The following is an 18,410-nucleotide window of genomic DNA, read 5'->3' as shown; positions in this document are numbered from 1 at the left end:
AAATACAAAATGATTAGGAATTATAAACACCCAAAAGTGCGCACCACAACATTATAAAATGCGCACAAGAGCGCCATAATGCTCAAAGTGCGCACTTTAAAGCACAAAAAACACCTAATACATTGAATTTCATGTAACGGTTAACACGCTCATGATATAATATTGTTAGGAATTGCCCCCGTTACATTAAACGCATTCCACTGAGGATAACCCCCTGTGTTAATGCACGAAAAGAAGCGAAAACAATCCCTAATGAAAGGAAGTAAGCGACAAGAAAGATTCAGAGAGAAGCAGCGTAACAACCAGCTGTTTCAGCTCCAATTGCGCATCACTCGATACTCACACCGAATGGCAAAAAAGCTCAAAGATAAGCAAGGCGGGAAGATTAGCGATATCTATGAGGCGGCAATTCTGGACGCCAGCACCACTACCCCGCCCATCATGCACGAACCGTCGTTTGAAGAGGATGATTTAGGCGTGCGCTCGATTTGCCCTTGGGTACAAGAGACAACCGCCACCCATTTTGGCGAGGTGGCCACCCACTACCGCTCGACGGTTACGGCAATGAGCGCCATTCTTTACCAATACTGCAAGAAAAAACTCAATGAATAGGCTTGGCCACGTTGCCGGGGCAATAGCGTTCTCCCCGGTCGCGATTCTCCCGGTGTGGGACACAAACCCACTACTCACCCCTTTGTGCGCTATGGGCCTCATCATAGGCTCTAACGCACCTGATTGGCTTGAGTTTGGCGTTATCCCGCACCGAACGTTTACGCACATCCTTTCTATTTGGCTCTGTGTCGCTCTGTATGGGCTCCTTTCTCTTATCGGGTTGCCCTATATAGAAATGACCCCGTTCACACCCGCACGCCCGGAACTAGCCGCACTACTGGCGGGTTTTGGTTGTGGCGGCGTCTCTCATTGGCTCGGGGACGTCCTAAACATGCGCCCGGTACCTATCGTGACCCCATTCGACAAGATTGCGTTACGCCTGTTTAACAGCGGTACCAATCAGTCATTCACATGCCTTTTCATTTTCTTGGTTTCGTTAGCACTAACAGACGTAGTGACAGTGTAATTACCAAAAGCCACCAGCTTTCTATACATACAACAAAGGGCCACCATCTCAAAAATGGTAGCCCTCTTACTTTCGGCGCTTTAAGTCAATCCAATATGCAATCAAGGCGTTCACGCTGCAACTACTTCGCTTGTACACCCTATAAGTGCATTAACTCAGGTAACAACACATAAGCACTAAAGACACCGGCAACAAAGCCAACTATCAGACAAAGCATACTGGTTATATTGATTAACTTGGCTTGCTCTATTGTGCTTTCATACACCAAGCGCCCATTGATGTATACATGCTTACCATTTACCTCTACGGTGATATCGTCTGTTTGAATGATGGAATGTCTCATTGGTTGTATTGCCTTACTCTCTGGCTTCATTTTGGATTGCTCAGATTGGCTTCGTTTAACACTCGGTGTATCAACAGATTCCCCACCAGCTCGGCCACGTCATCAATATCAGTAACAGACTCATCATTCAGTTTTGCACTGGCTCGCTTTATCCACTCTTCGATAATTGAAGTAGCGACATACGCCTCAGGGCCATGCCATACAAGATCGCCCGGCTGTGCGCCTTTCAAGTAGCCATCGTGATTGATGTTTTGAGTATCAATCATATCCTGGTTTAACTCGGCAAAGTTATTGATTTTAGTGTGTAAGTTTTCAATGTTTGTGTTTATTGCTTGCTCTTCATCTTCGTAAGACGGCGAGATTGTAATACCTCGACGCTCTTCTTCAGCAAGGACCATTAGCTGCACTAGAAATAGCTCTTGAATCTGTTCTTTGGTTACTGTGCTCATCATTTCCTCTCTATGCTTGTGCTGTTTCGGTTTCTTTTGACTGAAGGTATAGCTTTAAACCTTCTCTAACTGCCTGAATGATGCGGCATAAGTATCCGTATTCGGGATTTTCACATTTGGGTAAATCGTAGTACAAATCTTCGCCGTAAACTTCACTCAGTAACCGGGCATTATCAGATAGCCAAACTTGCTCTTCACAGGGCATGACGCTGAAATCCAAATCAGATACTTGCTCTATCAATTTCTCAGCCTTCTTTCGGTCAATATGTCGATGAAAGAAGTTGGCGAGTATCCGTCGCTTAAGGTGCGTTTCCAGCTGGTCAAAGTTGTAAATATCCGAGTCCAGTTGCGAGGCTAGATTCTTTGCTAAATAGTCGTCGTTGCTATCAATAAAAAACTCTTCCAGCTGACAACCCATTGCTGGCCAGAACGACGACCACGAACGGCCAAAACATTCAATCGTGATTCGGCCCCGGTGCGCTCCAAAATGCTCAAGGAACACGGTTATCGGATCGAGTCTTTCTAATTCTGTTAGTCGTAAACGTATTACGTTGCTTTGCTCTAATTTCATGGTGTGTAGCCTTATTTCTCTGTAATTCTGAATGACTCTTTAGTGCCATCTTCCAGTTCAACCACCAGCCGGGCCTTAATATTCATGGCGTTCAGGCTGGTGGCCAGTGTCGAAACCCTCAATGACATTTGGGTATCGCATTCTCGATGCGAGTAAGCGCCTGTCGTGATACCAACACGCTTGGCCATCTCGGTCTGCGTCAGCCCCGCCAAACGGCGGCAGCGTCGCAAAATGTCTCGGAAAATCATTGAGCAACTTTCTCAAGCTCTTGTTCGTATTGCTTCATGAAGAGCTTGCCGAACTCAGTGAGACGCTTTGGCACTTTGTTCTCACTCGGGCCGTCAACAAGAAAACCACCATCAACCATGATGCTGTATGCGGTGCGACCGGACCAATACCCATTAACTTGGTCAGAGAGATTCTTGTATAGCTCTTTGCGCATTGCCTGAAGATCTTTTGTGATTGAGGCGCCCACCCAGCGAGAGGTGAAAAGGTCAAAGATAACTTGGTCAATTGGGCTTGTGGTTTGCTCGTTATTCATGGCGTGATGTTTCCTGTTTCTATTGGCTCATGTTGCTTTTGCTTGGTTCTTGCTTGAATGTGGGCGCATGACACGCCCACGCAAACAAACTTTTTCTTTGAATCGCCGCAGTTATTTCTCTTGTTTCACCTCCCTCATGTTTAAGACCGGTATCTTGTTTTGCTTGTGTATTTCAGCGCTTTTTTCAGCCGCACTAACTACGGCATGAAGCGCACATTGGGCCTGACTGATAGCGTCGTATATAATCCGATCGGCAACATCAAACCCAAGCGCCCCTATCGAATTTAGCTCGCTAGGAAGTGCGTCTTTCATTCGCTGGCGAGTCACCATGTAATCGCCAAGCTGGTCCAGCAACCCTTTAGTGGCCATCGTTATCACCCTTACCATTAACTACAATCACATCGTCACTCAATGGCATTGGCTCGCCAACAGTAATGCGGTGAATCGTCGGCATCGCATTGGTGTAAGCATTTAGCTCGTCGGTTGTCTCGGTAATGTCTGAAAGTGCCGTGTGTGCCAGCACCTTTTTAGGTTGTGGCAGGTAAAGTGCACGCCAGATAGGTGTACGAGAAAGAACGTTAATCGTGCTTACATCCATCTTGCGGTAGCTAAAGTGTTCGTAAATCGCTGGCATTTGAGCGTTCAGGAAGTTCATATCAAAACCAACGTTATTGCCGTAAACCATCGCCCCGGCAGACTCTTTGCGATTGAACTTGCGTGAGCCGTTATCCTGTAACCACTGAAGTATGTGTTGTTCAGCCTCTTCCGTTGTCTTGGCCACAAAGTCGAACCCTTCCCCGGTTTTAAGACGATCCAGCAGTCCACTCTCTGCGTGCTGCTTTAAAGCCCAAGGATGGCAACGCGCTTCACGCTCTTCAGTCATTTCAATACCAACAACGAGCTTGTTACCTTTCTCGATGTTCAGCGTGCCGTTTTCCTCCACCAGCGGCAGAACCACGGCAATTTCTATAATTGGGTAGTACATCGCGCCATGAACACGGCCCACACCCTCAATTTCTTGGTAGCCATCAAGACCACCCGTTTCCATATCGAGCCCGCCGATATCTGCGTCATACTCATACATCATTCATCAACCACTTATTTACGTTATTGTGTTTTAAAACCAGCTCTCAACGATCACTTCATCGTCAGACGGCATTCTCGCCGCACGAATCAAGCGATCCGGGATATTCTTTCGAGCGCCATCCAGACTAAGAGCGACCGCGCATTCCTCACTAACCTTAATCTGGCCACCTCGAGTTTCATGCAATCGAACCACGTACTTATCGCCATAGTCTGCGGTGTTATGTGTGATAACAAAGATAGGCATACCATTGTTTTCATAAGACTTATCTAGCAACTCTTTAAAGCGCTCTTTCATCTCACCGTGATTTGCTTCGCTCATATCTGTTTCTCTCGAGGTTATTACTTAAGGTTTGGGATTACGATGATCTCTTGCTCATTACGTCGACTGAAGTAGGCAAGGATCTGTTTTTTGTTAAATTGACGTTTTACTACCTGTCTTTTGCCGTTATGAGAGAAGACACGCTGTGCAATCTCCGGTGATAAGGTCCACGATATCGCTGTTGATATCTCAGACTCGCCGTTAATCGCTCGGTAAGCTGTCACCGTCTCAGGCAACCGGGCAAACTCTTTACGCTCTGAAGACGTCATGATCTTGTGTCGTGAGCGGCGAGAACTGCGGAAAAGCGGTAGCCACAATGATTGCTGTTGGACTTCGCCAATATCCTTCCAGAGAGAGCCGAGCACGTTCCAGTAAGTCGAATCGTCTTTAATCTCGTCAGAGAAGCGACGAAAGGCAATAAAGCGCTTTTGCTCAGGTAAAGCCACCAGCGCCGAAACAATTTGAGAGTCATTCATGTTAGCCATGCGCCACCCCTTTATTGAATATGTCGATTTGCTTTTCTTGGGTACCGCAAACTGAAGGAACGGACGGCTGAATGTCGATAATGTGGAACCACATGATAGGGTATTCCTTTCCAGAGCTTGAGCGAACCATCACGCGAGGATGGCTACCCATGCTGTAGCTCAGAACCGTGCCGTGGCAGTGACGACCGGAACGTAAATAACTAATCTTTGCCTCATGGCCATACGAAACAAGACGGCGCTTTATCTCTTGATGAACCTCGACAAATAATGCCTTTATCGTCTTATCCTTCACTGCACTACCTCAAAACTTACCTTGTTAACTCAAGGATTTATTCCTAACAAAACGTTACATGAGGGATAATACACATAGTGTTGGTTTACTGCAATTACTAACAGCTTTTTTATTTTAATATTTATTGTGATTTCTTCAGACGCAAAAAAAGAGGCCAGCTGGCCCCTTGGGAGATTGGAAAGGTTTTAAGCCTCAGTCATGAACTTGGTGTACTTCTGGCGAGGCGTACTTAACTTACGACGAGTGAACAGCAATAACACGCTACCAAAGTTAACCCCGCTCTTTCGGGTATAACCATCGGCCTCATAGAACGGATAACGCCCGTTTGGTTCGTAAACCATGGAGGCATAGCCATCAACGTAATCTATCCACCAACCGGACAAAGGCTCATAAGGCAATAGCATCATGCCATCGCGCCCTTTGAACATTTCCTCTGTCGCCTTCTGGATAAACTCAGGCTTACGGTCAAACGGAGGATTGCACCACCAGCCATCTTCCCAATCACACTGAAGCGCATCGAACCCCACACAAGTTGCCGGGCCACCGCCGGGAACGTTGTTATCCTTCAGCTGTGATACCCAATCACGACGGCCCGCTATCCAGTCATTTGGCAACAGGTACCGGGAAAACTTCGCCGTTTGCGGTTCTGCGGCAGCATCAAAGACAAGCTCTTTACCTGTCGCATCACGAAACAAGATCTTGCCATCAACGACGGCCCTTGGATCCGTTCCCCACTTATTCTTGATGGATGGATCGGTTTTACTCTTGACCAGTATCGCCATGACCGACCTCATTTAACGCATGCGCCTTCTCAATAACCAAATGATCCATCTTGGTTTGTATCGCTGGCTGTAGGTACAACCCGTTCACCGCATAAGGCACCATCACAACAAACACTGACAGAGAAACGAATAAACTTGCCAGCAATAGACGCAGGGAGTAAGCCAAGGCTTTCATGGTTGAATTATTCATGGACAACCACCCCATCACCTAATGGCGAGAACTTCAGGCTGGCAAAGGTACGCTCACCCACATTTTCAAGCGTCTTGGGATTGAAAACGCTCTTAGTGATAACCATCGTGTCAAAACGGCCAAACCCACGAAACATAGTGCCACCAGCGACCGAACCCGCCGCAATCTCATTCATCATAATGTCTAACAGCTTTTTGACTTCTTGCTCTGATAAATCGCACTTTTCAGAAACTCGAGTAATCATTTCGCTGTGTGCGATTGTGGTGTTTGATTTCATTTGGACAACTCCATTAAGCGAGCGCGGAACGGTTTCACGGTTTTAAAACTAAGAACGCGACGAGGTTTGATAGGGACAGGCTCTTTGGTCTTAACGTTACGCCCCATGCGGAGCTTTTTATTAACGCATTCAAAGCGACCAATGCCAGTGAAAATAACGGCATTGCCATTACTCATTGTTTCTGTGAGCACTTCGTCTAAATAGCTTTCTATTACCTTTCGGCATAGCGCTTTAGTTAAGCCTGTCTGCTCGGCCATCGCCGTTGACACTTCACTCTTACCGATCATGGCCTTGTAACTCCCCGTTCTTTAGTTTCTTGTTAATTTCTGGCACTGAAATGCCTCATGCAAAAACGCCTCTCGACTATCGCAATTGGTTAGCTGTTGGCCTTCATATGCTGCGGCCCGTTCAGACTCACTCAGCTTGACGCCACACTTTTTGACACCGAACTTATCAAGCTTTTGCTTGAATCGAGCCTGTCTAGCAGCTGGCGTCATGGCGTTGGACTTTGATTTTGCCGTCATTCCTATAAATTCCTAATAACTTTGTTAAATTCTATCTAAAAACATCCCTCTTAGGAACTATGATCATGGAAGAAACAAGGATTTATTTTTGATGCTGCGTTACAGGCAAAAAAAAGGGCCGACCAACTGGCCGACCCTCTCAATGCTGTTTTCGTTATTTGTGCTTAAACCGGGAGAAATGCCCTACTTCACCTTCTGGTTTTGGCCCTACACGGCCTAGAATACCTATACGCTTGGCCACATGATAAAGAACGTCTTCCCATTCAGATAATGTCATGTCGTTGAGCTTAGATACTGGCTCACCCGCTTCGTTAGAAAATATCCACGTTCGAGTTGTCTTACCCTTCGGGATGTGACTGCCGTCTGCCTTGCAGATCTCAAATGCACTGCGGCTTGTTATGTAGTTTACCTTCAGCCCATACACACTAGCCACGGCCTCAAGCCTAGCGGTTGTCACCTGACCTTCAGAGCCAATGATATAACGACGCATGATTTCACGACGTTCGGCCAGTGCTTCTTTGGACCACGTAAACAAGATAAAACGTGGATGCGGGCGTTTCAAATCAAGCCTAACCTCAAGCACGCCAGCCTCATACAGCTGGCGAATGATACGAAAGTTAACCTTGTATAGCGGCTTGACCGGGCAATAACGCTCAATGTCAGGCTTAAACTCTACTACCCAACCACCAAGATAAAGCTGAAACCCACCACGTTTGGCGAACTCGTTTGATGGCGCATAGCTCAGGACCAAGCCGTCATGAAATAGCCAATCACAAAGGAAGTTCCTCACGCCCTTAGAGCAAGCCAGCTTCTTAAAATTAAGCGGCATCAGTGGTTTTTTAGCGTACTTTTCTGACAGCATTGAGTTAAGCCTTTTGGTTATGCACTTTTTCGAATCATAGATTTACCATCAAACAATGGCAAATCAAGATAATTATTTAGTAATTCCCAACACGCATCAAACCCTTTTTGTGTTTCGACTAAGTACCCCTGCTCTTGAAACCGTGCTTGCACTTCCTTTTGTTCCTTGCTGGCCCGGCCTGATTCCGTCTTAACCTCAAGCATAAAGCCATGGTAACGGCCTCGAGGCTGCAAAAAGAGAATGTCAGGAACCCCTTTCATCTGCCCTTCGTACATCATCAATCCAGCGGCCTTACCTGTTCGCGTACCACCATTTGGAACCGTGAACGCCAACAAATAAGCCTCTGGCAAGTATCGCTCTATCATGTAGAACAACCGAACCTGAATCCAATGCTCTTTATACTGTGGATTGTTACGCTCTTTTTCGTTTCGAATGCCTTGTCCTATACGGCGTTTGTGAGGTGACGGCACCTGATCTTCTGTTACTTTCTTATTGGTAGCAGCAAAGGCAACCTCGGGATCCGTTTCCATCGCACGAACCATCCAGCCGGGAATATCTGACGTATCCATCAAAGCAACGGTTGGCGCTTTCGGAACGATATTTTTAATGCCATCACTTACGGTGTTCATAGAACGGTTCAAGTCTTTCACGACGCCATCAATATCAAACTCGCCACCATGCCCGGCCTTCACCCCTTTCTTTTTCCACTTCTTGCGCTTATCTATCTGGTGGACCAAAAAGTCCGTACCAAATCGTGCACCCTTAGCCATTGCCACACCTCGATCAAAAAGGGCCGCTCATCTGCGGCCCAAACTCTTACTTAACTCAACTATTCTTCTGATTCCGCTTCGGCTTCTTCTTGCTCTTCTTCTGGATCCACTTGCTTAACGTCTAACGTCGCATTTTCTAATGCAGCCACCAGCCAAGCGCGGTTTTTAACGGTAACGTCTTGCTCAACAAGATTATTGCCATGCTCTTCTGCATTAATGTGTTCGTCTTGTTTGTTAATGATTTCTTCAACAACTTCTAGGAACGTGACACGGAATGCACGCAGCACTCGATCCAAGTTTTCATTAACAAGCGCTTTCATCGGCTTCATCACCACTTTAAGCGCAATATCTTTCTCGCACTGCTCAACCAAGCGTTGAGCAAACGTATCACCCGCTAGGTAGTCAAAGAACGAGTTAAGATGAAAAGACAGATAGCCAGCTGGAAGTAGTGTTTTGCTGCCTTTGTGAATATCAGCAAACTTCAACTTAACCTTGGTTTTAGGCTGGTCCAGCTCTTCAAAGAACTGGTTGCGAGCGCGCTCCACACAATGTCTCGCCAATGTCACGTAAAACTGCGGAGAAAAGCGCAGTAAGCCATCTGAAGCAATGTAAGCGCCCGCTGAAAGACCTTGGCTTTGTTGGTTTTGGTTTTGTTCTGACACTGGTTTTTCCTTCTTTGTATATTGATGGCCTCATTAGCCATGACTAGGTATTAATGGAGCGAGCCTTTACCACTCACTCCGTAGATAAATTGATTACTTGCGCTTCTTGCGCTTCTTCTTGTTGTTGACCTTCCCCGCAACTGGATTGACGAGCTGTTGCGTTCGACGTCGGTCAATCATTGGGAACTCGGTACCGTATCGCTCATTAATTTCTGCAATCTTCTTGTTGGTTTGCGGGATGAGCATTCGACCTCGATTAACGGCCTCTGAAATATTCTTAACATCCGATTCAGGAAGGTACTTGTGCAATTGTGTACACACCTCAACCAATGTAGGTGCCTTGCTCCATTCAACGTCAAGTAAACGGGCATAGTGGATGATGTTTTTCGCTCGCTCTGAAGTGCGATCCACCAGCTCGTTAAACTGCTTTAAGTTCGCCTTAAGTAATCCCGCCTCGAGGTCTGCGTGACACTCTTCCGGGATGCGCATTTCTATCGGCGTGTCTTTCGGGAAGGTCAGCTTCTTATCTTCGTTGAGGTAAACAAAGTGGCCGCAGCCTTTATCCTGACTAACGCAGAAACAAACGGCATAATCACTACTTGGCTTTTCATCGCCGTTCCCTGAAGTTAGAGCGCTAGGCGAACACATCACAATCGCTTTCCACTCGTCATTCTCGTAAACGGTCTTCAGCTGTTCATACTCGAGCATGAGAGCGTGTAATAGGTTGTCATTTTTCAGGGTTTCGTTTTCATTCGTCAGCAATGCGGCATAGCCATTTACATCACTGATATGCTTCATGACCCCGGTCCACTTAGCCTCTGCGTTGTCGTAGGCAGCTTCGATACCCTTGCAGATTTCCGCTTGCTGCATGGTCAGCACTTCCAGATCTCGATTCTTTGCCTTCTCTTTGGCCAGCTCTTCATTGAGCTTTGAATTCGTCATAGAACGCTCGCTTAGTTTGCGCTCGTATTCCTGGGCCTCTTCCTTGCTCAACCCGGTTTTTTCAGCCAATGCAGCACTCACGCTGTTCTCAATGCGCTTAGGCACGCCCGCCAGCTCTTCATTGGCATGACGTAACTCAGTGGTAAGGCGTTTGATTTCGGCCTCTTGGCGTTGCTTTTCATTGACTAGGTATTCGTTCTCTTCGCGCAGCTTGGCGGCAATCTTTTCTGCCTCATTACGCTTTTTACGCATCACCTCAGAGCCAGCCAGTGCACGGTCACGCGAGCTCACCAAGTCTTCTCGATCGGCTTTCATTGCGTCGTAAAGCTCTTTCAGCTTCTTGTTTCGTGGTGCGGCGTTGGCTTCTAGCTTGGCCTGAAGATCATCAATGATGAGCTGTTGCAGCTTCAGTAATGGAAACTCCAATTCATTAATGACAAAAGGTGAATCACTCGGTAGACCCCAAGGAAGTTCGACGGTAAAAACATCGCCTTGATTCGTCTCTGGTGCGACTTGCTGCTCTGGTTGTGCTGACATAATTTTCAAACTCTTTTCTTAAGCGGGGAGGCTTCGTATTACATGCAGTGAAGAATTGCCGGGAACTGCAACCCGATTGGAGCGAACGGTATATTGTCGTCAAAGTCCATTGGCGGCTCGCTGTATTGCTGCTGTGGTGGCGCGTGCTGTTGCTGCTGTGGTGGCTGCTGCGGCTGTTGAGGCTGACCCCACCCGCCTTGCTGCTGTTGGGTACCGTTTCCACGACCACCAAGCATCTGCATGACGCCCTTAAAGCCTTGAACCACTACCTCTGTGCTGTAACGGTCTTGGCCTTGCTGGTCTTTCCATTTGCGCGTCTGTAGCTGACCTTCGATGTAAACTTGCGAACCCTTACGTAAGTATTCGCCCGCCACTTCTGCCAACTTCCCAAACAGCACAACACGGTTCCATTCCGTTTTTTCTCGGTTTTCCCCGGTCGCTTTGTCGCGCCAAGACTCCGATGTGGCCACGGTAATGTTGGCTACAGCACCGCCACTTGGTAGGTTTCGAATTTCTGGATCGGATGCCAGATTTCCCACCAAAATGACCTTGTTAATCCCCCTCGACACTATCGAACCCCTCTATAATCTTGTGTTCTTCTGGAATATCGCTACCAAACATGAGCCATAAAAATGGACGCTTAGTAACGTTGGCTATGGACAGCAAAGTGAAAGCACCGACTTGGCTCGCGCCATCCTCGATACGGCCTAGCGTGATTCGGTTAATGCCAACCATTAACGCCAGTTCAGAGAGTGTTAACTCTGATTTCACTCTGGCCTTTTTGATTCGCAAACCAAGCTCTCGCCGTAGCTCAATCTTTGATTTTTGCGTCACTGTAAAACTCCTCAACGGCTTCGGCGTGCCTCTCTTCATCTGTGCGCGGATCCTTTAAGCGCTTAATTTCAGCACCCTGTCTTGAAATGCGCTCTCTCGCCCAATCCATACACGCTGACTGCCACTTGATAACCGCAATCGGATTGCTCATATCGAATCCGGTGCCATAACATTCAGCACACTCCCACTTAGAAAAGAGAGACTTAACGTACTTACTGCCGTTGCAAGTCGGACACTTGGCTGGTGGCGTTGAAATATCAACGTCCTCAACGTCTTGCATTTCCATGGGCGTACTCACTGGCTCAAGCCCTAGCGAATCCAAGACGGAAGAGTTTTCTTCGTCTCGTTTTTGCTTACGTTGAATCAGCGCCGCAGCTTTCAGAGAGATACTTTCGTCCATTATGCCAAATTCCTAACAACATTTGATATGCGTATCATAAAATAATTGTTAGGAATAAAAAACCCTTGAAGTAATTAAAAGAATTAAATATTCTAGCCACTCAAGCAAACAAGTTTCATACACACCTAGAGCATAAGAGAGCAAATTATGACTTCTACACAAAACGCGAGCAAAGCCAAACACGACGCCATACAGCAAGAAATTGCAATGTTTGAGAAGGGAAAAGCAACGATGATAGACCTAATGGTCCATAACACTATCGCGCTTGGGACCACCAGCATTGAAAAGGTTTCTGAAAAATTAAGAATTCCTAAACAGAAACTAATTGATAGCATAAGCTCTAGATTGTTTAGTATTTCTGGTGATACAATCGCTAGGAAGGTATAAGATGTGACCCATCTTAAAAAGGCACTAACCATTACAGTTAGTGCCTTTTTTATTTGCTACGAAAAGGAATGCTTTGGATTAGTAGTCGAATATATCCAGTAGATCTAAATCGAATTCAACACCACGCAAGTCATGTTCATTACACAAGTTCTTTAGCTTGTCATCGCAATACAGCAAGTTACACCCTTGCATAAACGACTTAAAAACGTACTTATCTGTAACACTAGACTCTACGAACTTGAGCGTTTCCAATCCCGCCGGATGGCCATCAATGTATTCGTGTTTCGTGTGTTCCTTGTCTTCTTCGCCAAAGCTCATGACATTGAAAACCTGAAACTTCTCACCATCTATCACGATAGGTAAAAATTCACCATCTGTTTCAATGTATGGCCTCAACACTTCAACCGCTCGAGGCGTTAGTACCAACCATGATCCCCATACGGATATGTCTGGAATCTTTACAGACGTTTTGTAGTGAGCGGTAAATTTAACACTCTCTTCTACCCAAACGTCGGCCAGCCCTTGCGCTCTTACTGGCTCATTAAAAAGCCTATCCAACAGGACTCCATCGCCCGCAGCCATAGCCCTTTGGAACGGGTCATGCTCAAGAACTTTAAAGTAACGATTGAGATTTCTTATTTGGTATATACTCATTCAGGTGGGTTCCAAGTTGGGTCTTTCTTCATAAGGATTTGGGGAGGGTAAGTACCATCCTTTAACTGAGATTTGATTCTCACAAGTCTAGATCTAAATGCGCTTTCATTGTGACGAATATCGGCCAATCTACCAACCCATCTCTGATAATTGTTGCCATGTATGCGCGAATGCGTCGGTGAATTGGGTGTAGTGTAATGTCCCTTGTAGGCGGTAGAACGTGGTAGCCAAATACCATTCATTGAGTCGTTAATGCCTATCCCAAATATGAACAGTTGCAACCGAGCGTCAGTCATGGCCCTAACTCGACCATTACCCATAACGATATGATGCGCCGCATGATTTGGTGACGGCTGTGGCTCTGAAACAGCATACAAGTTACTTACCAAGCGATTTGTAGGATGATGATTTTCCATCCCCAGCTCGGGACTAGATTTACCTTTGTTATCGTCTCGATACGCTTCCAAATCTGCAAGCAACTGCTCTTGCAACTGTGCATGCGCGTTAATCTTGGCACGTTCTCGATTCAAATGAGCAATTGTTTCCTCTGCTTCTTTAACCTCTTTAGGCGAGGTTTTATCTAGATCCTTTATCTTGTGGTAATGCTTGTACGCTTTAACCTGAAACCTATATATCGCCATCTCCAATCCTGACGGGTTCTTTGGCCTTAAAGGGAGCTTCAGAACGGGAGATTTACCTAAAATAACCTTTTCCATATTCTTTTTAACTCTTCAAAAAGAATAATGCTCTCCCCTGCAAGCGCACCCGGTCAACGAGTCAAACGTGTTTTTGTGCTTAAGTTAAAACTGTCACGAACTGACTAACATATTAATTACATCAGCCATTTAGCCAACGGATCTGCATGCGGCTCGCGCCATCACGATAGTATTCCGCCTTACCTTCAGCAACGTCTTGATCTGTAGGAATTGTGCTTTGGTATTGCTGGTACGCCTCTAATGACGGACTGCTTACGGTGGATTGAGTAGATCCTGCATAAGCTTTAGCAATCACACTGTTTAGATAGCGCCTGAATGATTGAGCCAGATCCACACCATGCTTGGCATGAATAGCAATGAGCTTCTTAGCCCCACTTGCAGTAATACGGCCTTGTCTTGCTGATTGCTGAAGAGACTTAGCATTGTCGGCGTCTTTCTTGAAGAACTTCAAAAAGAAAGAGTCAGACGGCTTGCCATTATACTTATCACTCTCTTTAGAGAAATCCTTTGATCCTTTAAGTGCGCAATTCTTAGTATTTTCAGATGCTTGAAAACCCTTTTCCGAACAGGCTTTAGTAGAGTTATCCAGATCAGACCGGGACGACGGCAACGTATGGCGAGCATGATATTTTTTTGCACAGTTCGCAGCGTAATTGAATACACCGGGGAACACAGATTTCACGCCATCAAGGATCACTGATACAAGGCGTCGAGTCTGCCCCGTTTCATGGTTGTGGGCGTAATCACGCGAGATAAGACCAAGGTTTTCAGCGTCTTTGAGACGATTTGTTAACGTTCGAGTGCTGATCGGTTTGATTTGGTATGTTGCCGATACTTTGTTGTACATCGCTAGTAGGCGACCCGTAAAAGCAAAGCAGCTATGGCCATGTTTGAGAGTGTGGTCAGAGATAACCTGCATCAAGCACGCCATTTGGCGAACCTTAAGCGGCTGGCTGATTGAAATGTTTCTGGCTTGAGTTCTAAACCCGCTTTTTAGGAAGCGCGGATTCAGTTCTAGCGCATTTTTTACGCAAAAATCCATATTTGTTCCATAAGGAAGTTTGCACCGGAGATCGAGCGTTGCTATAATCACCAGTGCGTTAGTCGTACGCATGGCAACTTTGTTGCCACACAACAGAACAAGGATGCTGCAAACATCGCTTGTTCACTTTTCTGAAAAGACCCGCCTGCCAGCGGGTTTTTTTCTGTCTGATACTTTAGATCCAATTCTCGAGAAGATCTACAGCGGCGGCTATTATTGATCACCTAAAAACAGACTTCAATACGTTTAAATAAAGCTTTATTCCTAACAAAAAATCACTTTTCTATTCTTTTCCTTTGTTCTACTCTTGGTTTTTTCCTCATAAATTCCTAATCATTTTTGTGGGTAACTCTGTTAATTATGAATAAAACCGACCAGCTAATTGCTCAAATCCAAGAACACGCAGACGAGATACAACGGGAACGCAAGCGCAATCAGGTTCCAAAAAAGAACGCGCCAACACTCGATAAGTCATTGTTAATAACTTTGTCAGGATGTGCCTTTAACGTCCATAAACAAACGCCTAACCAGCTTATTTTGTTTTCGAACTCAGAAATCAACTTTGATAAAGGTGTCGATGAAATTCGTGTGATTAGTTACATTCATGGCGTATACAAGGAAGTAAGTATTGCGGATTGGAACTGGCGTCCGGTGAAATGGAAGAAAAACAAACTATTCCTAAAACCTATGGCCCCTACTTTGATGTAATAAAAAATGGGAGCCTAGCCGCTCCCATTCAATTACTAACAAATCTTTATTGCTTGTCTACTCAGATTTAGATCCTTTTTGTGACTTACGTGAAGCGTCTAGGGGTATCAAATTTGATCTCTCCTTCAATGCGACCAGTACCCAACGAACGCGATGAAAGCGTGGCTGGTTTGTACTGACTTGTCGGCAACGTCTCTAGCGGCGTGGACCCCATAGACTCAAACATCGCGTTTACGACTTCAAAGTCATGCTCGTTGCTCATGCTGGCCAGTGCGTTTTTCTGCTCATCTGTAATGTAGAACGGCAGTTTGTTCAATGACTCAAGCAGCATGTTACGGAATCGAGACTCGCTATCGAGCTTCGTTCTCAGTTCCATATTCACGCCCTCAAGATACATTTTGTCGCCTTCCAGTTCAGTGATGATTTCTGGTGAAACACCGATTTGATTATTGAATGAATCCACGATGTTAGCGGCACTGTTTGTATCAAACCCACCAACCGACTGAAGCGACTCAAGCAACATTTCATTCTTCTGCTCGACGCTTTCTAACATCATGGCTGGATGATCCAGTGATAGGTAGTTAGGCTGTAGAACGTAATCAACACCATGGAAGCTAGTCGCAATGGCGTTGCTTGCGCTGTCATGGCCACCCGTCGCCCAACTCCAACCACCAGCTTTGCTTTGATGCAGAGAACGCGCAATACGGCCCGTTTCCGTCTCTAGAAATTCTTCTGTGTGAGAGACAATACCGTCATTGTCACAAGCAATCATAATCGTGCGGTTTGAAGGAATATTCTCAACAACAACAGGCTTGTTGTTGATGTTGATCACTTCGGTTTCACCTAACGATAGCTTTCCCGCACGCTGGCGCGGAGCATGGCCATAGTAACCGTAGGCTTCGCCTAAGCGTAAAGCCTCTTTCACCTCTTTGGTATCAAAGAGCTTTTGAACGGCTTGCACGATGTATTTTCGCTTGTTAGCACCAATTCTTCGACCGTGATTAAATAGACTGAATCGGTCGTTAACTTTTTGTAATCCTTTCATTTTTACCTCTTACATGTTTGAAAGAAAATCGAGAACGACGTCTTTAATCACTCGTTCTATGTCATCGTTTTTGGTTAGCCCGACCGACTCCAAAAGCTGATCGTCACTGCTCACTTTCTTGGAAAGCTCGCTAATAAACTGCTTGGATTTCTCTGCGTCGATATTGAGAACAGACGTATAAAAATGGCTTTTCAGCGATGGGCTGTTGGAGATAGAAGACTGTTCAATCATGTCGAGAACGGTCGCTAATGTTGTCGCGTAATTTGCTGCGCTTTCTCGAGCTTGACCTTCTTCAATCTGCATGGCGGTGTTCACGGAATGGAACTTGAGACGATAAGGACGGTTTTGGTCCGTCCAGACCTTGCCGTCTTTGAAGATGGTGTGAATGTCTATTGAGCGATGCACCAATTCTGCAAATGCAGTGCGGATCATGTTGGCAATCAGGGCCGCTTGTATGGACGTTCTGAAGTAACCACCCTCACCTAAACCACCAGCAAGCAGATCACCAAAACCAAGCATCGACGGATCGATACCAAGTGCGCCCGACATACGTTTAAGGTGAAACATAACGTCTTCGATATGCGCGATATTTGGATCGATACTGAACGTGTCGATGTTTAAGCCCCCTTTACCCGGAGACAGCGACGGCAGAATGCGGTTAATTACCGTGGGAACGACGCCCGTTTTGCTGGCGTGCTTGATGATGTTGTCCCGGTCTTTTTGGAACTGCTGCGCGATACCATTGATGTATTCAGCTGCGCGACCAGAATCTAACCCCTCCATCTCGGCGGTAATGATGCGGTCAATCATGGCTGCATTCACACGGCTGGCTGAAAGAGAAGCAATAGACTGTCTCATGAGCGTCCACGATTCGTAGGCAGACTCTAGGATTGAAGTGCCATAGTTTTGCGTTTCTATAGCGCTTCGGGAGTACGCATCCGAATACAGCGAGTATTGTTCACCCGTATAGTTCACTGGCTCGTTATAGATATCCGGTGTGTACATTGGCATTTTCAACGCAACCAGCGTCCACGGCTCGGCAAGACGAACCTCATCCCCATTGGGTTTTTGCTTCAGGCTTTCTGAAGTGAACCCGGCCAGCTGTCCCGAACGCTCAAACTCTCGTACCTGTCGCGGCGTGGTGAAATAGTTGTTTTCAAAGTGCGTGATGCCTTTTCCCGGTGCCGCATATGGTCGAATGTAATTCACACCAAACGTGGCCATGACTCGGCCCCAGTTAAACGCATTGCGAGCAATTGGCGTCAACACTTCACGCTCGAGCGATTTCACGTATTCCGTGTCTTTCTCGTCTATTGGTTCGAGGTACATGCACATCCCGCCATCGGTTGGCGTAGAAAGCGCATAAGACAAGTGCAAGTTAAGAGCTGAAGAGATCGTGCTGTCTTCGGCCATCTCTTGAAGAATGTCGTATTTGAGAAAGCGATCTTTGGGTAGGCGAACAAGGGAGACGACGTCGCCCTCTTTGTTGCCAGTGGTTGTAAGCGGAGAGTGCCCCGGTTCTGAATGAGCTTCAGTGAAAGCCGTAGCGCCATACCCGGCACCTGACTCGTAGGACACTCCTGCATTAGCGTTATCTTCCTCATTGAAGAAAGGAAACGCCATTTTCATTAGGTTTTTTAGCGAACCTTCGCTTTTCGGAGCCATTGTGCGACCTCAATAGAAGGACGCGATTTCTTTATGCGGGGGAGCATTAAAAAATGAGTGTATAAAATAACTTAGTATTGAACTAAATCCCACAAGGCTTATTTTTTAATAAGCGTTACATACAGATTTGCAAATCAAATAACATTGCCCGTAAAAAAGTTGTTAGGAATAATGAGCGCTGTCTATTAAAAAGATTATGGCGAACAACCTAGTTGTTCAGAATTTCCATGCGTTTTTTTTAGGCGGGGA

The 18,410-nt window shown here is 46.1% G+C and carries 31 protein-coding genes; 4 read left to right on the top strand and 27 right to left on the bottom strand.

Annotated elements, in window-relative coordinates:
* Positions 1–216: 216 nt before the first annotated feature.
* Both R7190_RS21465 and R7190_RS21460 read left to right on the top strand, forming a co-directional pair.
* Complete coding sequence (locus R7190_RS21465; RefSeq protein WP_151514258.1) at positions 217–612, top strand: hypothetical protein; 396 nt, start codon at positions 217–219, stop codon at positions 610–612.
* On the top strand, positions 605–1,078 hold the full coding sequence (locus tag R7190_RS21460) for a metal-dependent hydrolase (RefSeq protein WP_171345023.1): 474 nt from the start codon (positions 605–607) through the stop codon (positions 1,076–1,078). Before R7190_RS21465 ends, R7190_RS21460 begins: the two co-directional genes overlap by 8 nt.
* 139 nt (positions 1,079–1,217) lie before the next feature.
* Here the strand turns inward: R7190_RS21460 and R7190_RS21455 are convergent, their stop codons facing one another.
* The 22 genes from R7190_RS21455 to R7190_RS21350 form a co-directional block, all read right to left on the bottom strand.
* Positions 1,218–1,421 carry a hypothetical protein gene (locus tag R7190_RS21455; protein WP_171345024.1) on the bottom strand — a complete coding sequence of 68 codons (204 nt, stop codon included), beginning with the start codon at positions 1,419–1,421 and terminating at the stop codon, positions 1,218–1,220.
* Positions 1,422–1,447: 26 nt separating this feature from the next.
* A complete protein-coding gene (locus R7190_RS21450; protein ID WP_171345025.1) occupies positions 1,448–1,873 on the bottom strand; it encodes a hypothetical protein in 426 nt (141 codons plus the stop codon).
* A gap of 7 nt (positions 1,874–1,880) precedes the next feature.
* Complete coding sequence (locus R7190_RS21445; protein ID WP_171345026.1) at positions 1,881–2,441, bottom strand: hypothetical protein; 561 nt, start codon at positions 2,439–2,441, stop codon at positions 1,881–1,883.
* A gap of 11 nt (positions 2,442–2,452) precedes the next feature.
* Positions 2,453–2,689: a helix-turn-helix domain-containing protein gene (locus R7190_RS21440; protein ID WP_171345027.1), complete on the bottom strand. Its 237-nt coding sequence runs from the start codon at positions 2,687–2,689 to the stop codon at positions 2,453–2,455.
* Entirely contained in the window at positions 2,686–2,982 is a 297-nt protein-coding gene (locus tag R7190_RS21435; protein WP_171345028.1) for a hypothetical protein, read from the bottom strand. Before R7190_RS21435 ends, R7190_RS21440 begins: the two co-directional genes overlap by 4 nt.
* Before the next feature lie 111 nt (positions 2,983–3,093).
* Complete coding sequence (locus R7190_RS21430) at positions 3,094–3,351, bottom strand: hypothetical protein (protein ID WP_171345029.1); 258 nt, start codon at positions 3,349–3,351, stop codon at positions 3,094–3,096.
* Complete coding sequence (locus R7190_RS21425) at positions 3,341–4,069, bottom strand: hypothetical protein (protein WP_171345030.1); 729 nt, start codon at positions 4,067–4,069, stop codon at positions 3,341–3,343. The genes R7190_RS21430 and R7190_RS21425 overlap by 11 nt, the downstream gene beginning before the upstream one ends.
* 30 nt (positions 4,070–4,099) lie before the next feature.
* A complete protein-coding gene (locus R7190_RS21420) occupies positions 4,100–4,387 on the bottom strand; it encodes a hypothetical protein (RefSeq protein WP_171345031.1) in 288 nt (95 codons plus the stop codon).
* A 20-nt stretch (positions 4,388–4,407) separates the two neighbouring features.
* On the bottom strand, positions 4,408–4,872 hold the full coding sequence (locus R7190_RS21415; protein ID WP_238959182.1) for a hypothetical protein: 465 nt from the start codon (positions 4,870–4,872) through the stop codon (positions 4,408–4,410).
* Positions 4,865–5,164 (bottom strand): hypothetical protein, encoded by a 300-nt coding sequence (locus R7190_RS21410; protein WP_164666972.1) that lies wholly within the window; start codon positions 5,162–5,164, stop codon positions 4,865–4,867. Before R7190_RS21410 ends, R7190_RS21415 begins: the two co-directional genes overlap by 8 nt.
* 185 nt (positions 5,165–5,349) lie before the next feature.
* The gene (locus R7190_RS21405) at positions 5,350–5,946 is read right to left on the bottom strand and encodes a DNA N-6-adenine-methyltransferase (protein WP_164666973.1); all 597 of its coding nucleotides are present in this window, start codon (positions 5,944–5,946) and stop codon (positions 5,350–5,352) included.
* Positions 5,924–6,136, bottom strand: a complete 213-nt coding sequence (locus R7190_RS21400; RefSeq protein WP_171345032.1) for a hypothetical protein — start codon at positions 6,134–6,136, stop codon at positions 5,924–5,926. The genes R7190_RS21405 and R7190_RS21400 overlap by 23 nt, the downstream gene beginning before the upstream one ends.
* Positions 6,129–6,413, bottom strand: a complete 285-nt coding sequence (locus R7190_RS21395) for an HU family DNA-binding protein (protein ID WP_151514251.1) — start codon at positions 6,411–6,413, stop codon at positions 6,129–6,131. Before R7190_RS21395 ends, R7190_RS21400 begins: the two co-directional genes overlap by 8 nt.
* Positions 6,410–6,700, bottom strand: coding sequence for an HU family DNA-binding protein (locus tag R7190_RS21390; RefSeq protein WP_171345033.1), 291 nt, complete (start codon positions 6,698–6,700; stop codon positions 6,410–6,412). Before R7190_RS21390 ends, R7190_RS21395 begins: the two co-directional genes overlap by 4 nt.
* A 21-nt stretch (positions 6,701–6,721) precedes the next feature.
* Positions 6,722–6,937: a hypothetical protein gene (locus tag R7190_RS21385; RefSeq protein ID WP_318137596.1), complete on the bottom strand. Its 216-nt coding sequence runs from the start codon at positions 6,935–6,937 to the stop codon at positions 6,722–6,724.
* Between the two features lie 154 nt (positions 6,938–7,091).
* The gene (locus R7190_RS21380; protein ID WP_151514248.1) at positions 7,092–7,799 is read right to left on the bottom strand and encodes a hypothetical protein; all 708 of its coding nucleotides are present in this window, start codon (positions 7,797–7,799) and stop codon (positions 7,092–7,094) included.
* A 17-nt stretch (positions 7,800–7,816) separates the two neighbouring features.
* Positions 7,817–8,569, bottom strand: a complete 753-nt coding sequence (locus tag R7190_RS21375; RefSeq protein ID WP_171345034.1) for a VRR-NUC domain-containing protein — start codon at positions 8,567–8,569, stop codon at positions 7,817–7,819.
* Between the two features lie 59 nt (positions 8,570–8,628).
* On the bottom strand, positions 8,629–9,231 hold the full coding sequence (locus R7190_RS21370; RefSeq protein WP_171345035.1) for a hypothetical protein: 603 nt from the start codon (positions 9,229–9,231) through the stop codon (positions 8,629–8,631).
* A 93-nt stretch (positions 9,232–9,324) separates the two neighbouring features.
* Positions 9,325–10,710 carry a hypothetical protein gene (locus R7190_RS21365; RefSeq protein ID WP_171345036.1) on the bottom strand — a complete coding sequence of 462 codons (1,386 nt, stop codon included), beginning with the start codon at positions 10,708–10,710 and terminating at the stop codon, positions 9,325–9,327.
* A gap of 38 nt (positions 10,711–10,748) precedes the next feature.
* Complete coding sequence (locus tag R7190_RS21360) at positions 10,749–11,282, bottom strand: single-stranded DNA-binding protein (RefSeq protein WP_171345090.1); 534 nt, start codon at positions 11,280–11,282, stop codon at positions 10,749–10,751.
* Complete coding sequence (locus R7190_RS21355; RefSeq protein ID WP_171345037.1) at positions 11,263–11,544, bottom strand: helix-turn-helix domain-containing protein; 282 nt, start codon at positions 11,542–11,544, stop codon at positions 11,263–11,265. The genes R7190_RS21360 and R7190_RS21355 overlap by 20 nt, the downstream gene beginning before the upstream one ends.
* Positions 11,522–11,944, bottom strand: coding sequence for a hypothetical protein (locus tag R7190_RS21350; RefSeq protein ID WP_171345038.1), 423 nt, complete (start codon positions 11,942–11,944; stop codon positions 11,522–11,524). The genes R7190_RS21355 and R7190_RS21350 overlap by 23 nt, the downstream gene beginning before the upstream one ends.
* Positions 11,945–12,091: 147 nt before the next feature.
* Here R7190_RS21350 and R7190_RS21345 point away from each other — a divergent pair, with 147 nt between their 5' ends.
* Positions 12,092–12,331 carry a hypothetical protein gene (locus R7190_RS21345; protein ID WP_213964520.1) on the top strand — a complete coding sequence of 80 codons (240 nt, stop codon included), beginning with the start codon at positions 12,092–12,094 and terminating at the stop codon, positions 12,329–12,331.
* Between the two features lie 78 nt (positions 12,332–12,409).
* On the opposite strand, the gene R7190_RS21340 is transcribed toward R7190_RS21345, so the two are convergent.
* From R7190_RS21340 to R7190_RS21330, 3 genes are all read right to left on the bottom strand, one after another.
* Positions 12,410–12,985 carry a hypothetical protein gene (locus tag R7190_RS21340; RefSeq protein WP_151514243.1) on the bottom strand — a complete coding sequence of 192 codons (576 nt, stop codon included), beginning with the start codon at positions 12,983–12,985 and terminating at the stop codon, positions 12,410–12,412.
* Positions 12,982–13,701: an AHH domain-containing protein gene (locus R7190_RS21335; protein ID WP_171345040.1), complete on the bottom strand. Its 720-nt coding sequence runs from the start codon at positions 13,699–13,701 to the stop codon at positions 12,982–12,984. The genes R7190_RS21340 and R7190_RS21335 overlap by 4 nt, the downstream gene beginning before the upstream one ends.
* A gap of 121 nt (positions 13,702–13,822) precedes the next feature.
* A complete protein-coding gene (locus tag R7190_RS21330; protein ID WP_171345041.1) occupies positions 13,823–14,743 on the bottom strand; it encodes a hypothetical protein in 921 nt (306 codons plus the stop codon).
* Between the two features lie 360 nt (positions 14,744–15,103).
* Between R7190_RS21330 and R7190_RS21325 the strand changes: the two genes are divergently transcribed.
* Positions 15,104–15,451, top strand: coding sequence for a hypothetical protein (locus R7190_RS21325; RefSeq protein WP_171345042.1), 348 nt, complete (start codon positions 15,104–15,106; stop codon positions 15,449–15,451).
* Positions 15,452–15,536: 85 nt separating this feature from the next.
* Here R7190_RS21325 and R7190_RS21320 read toward each other — a convergent pair whose 3' ends face one another.
* Positions 15,537–16,496 (bottom strand): head processing protein, encoded by a 960-nt coding sequence (locus R7190_RS21320; RefSeq protein ID WP_171345043.1) that lies wholly within the window; start codon positions 16,494–16,496, stop codon positions 15,537–15,539.
* Between the two features lie 9 nt (positions 16,497–16,505).
* Positions 16,506–18,161, bottom strand: coding sequence for a portal protein (locus R7190_RS21315; RefSeq protein WP_171345044.1), 1,656 nt, complete (start codon positions 18,159–18,161; stop codon positions 16,506–16,508).
* Positions 18,162–18,410: the final 249 nt, after the last annotated feature.

The sequence above is a fragment of the Vibrio sp. 1078-1 genome, from assembly GCF_033340475.1.
This window is presented reverse-complemented; position numbering and strand designations above follow the sequence as displayed.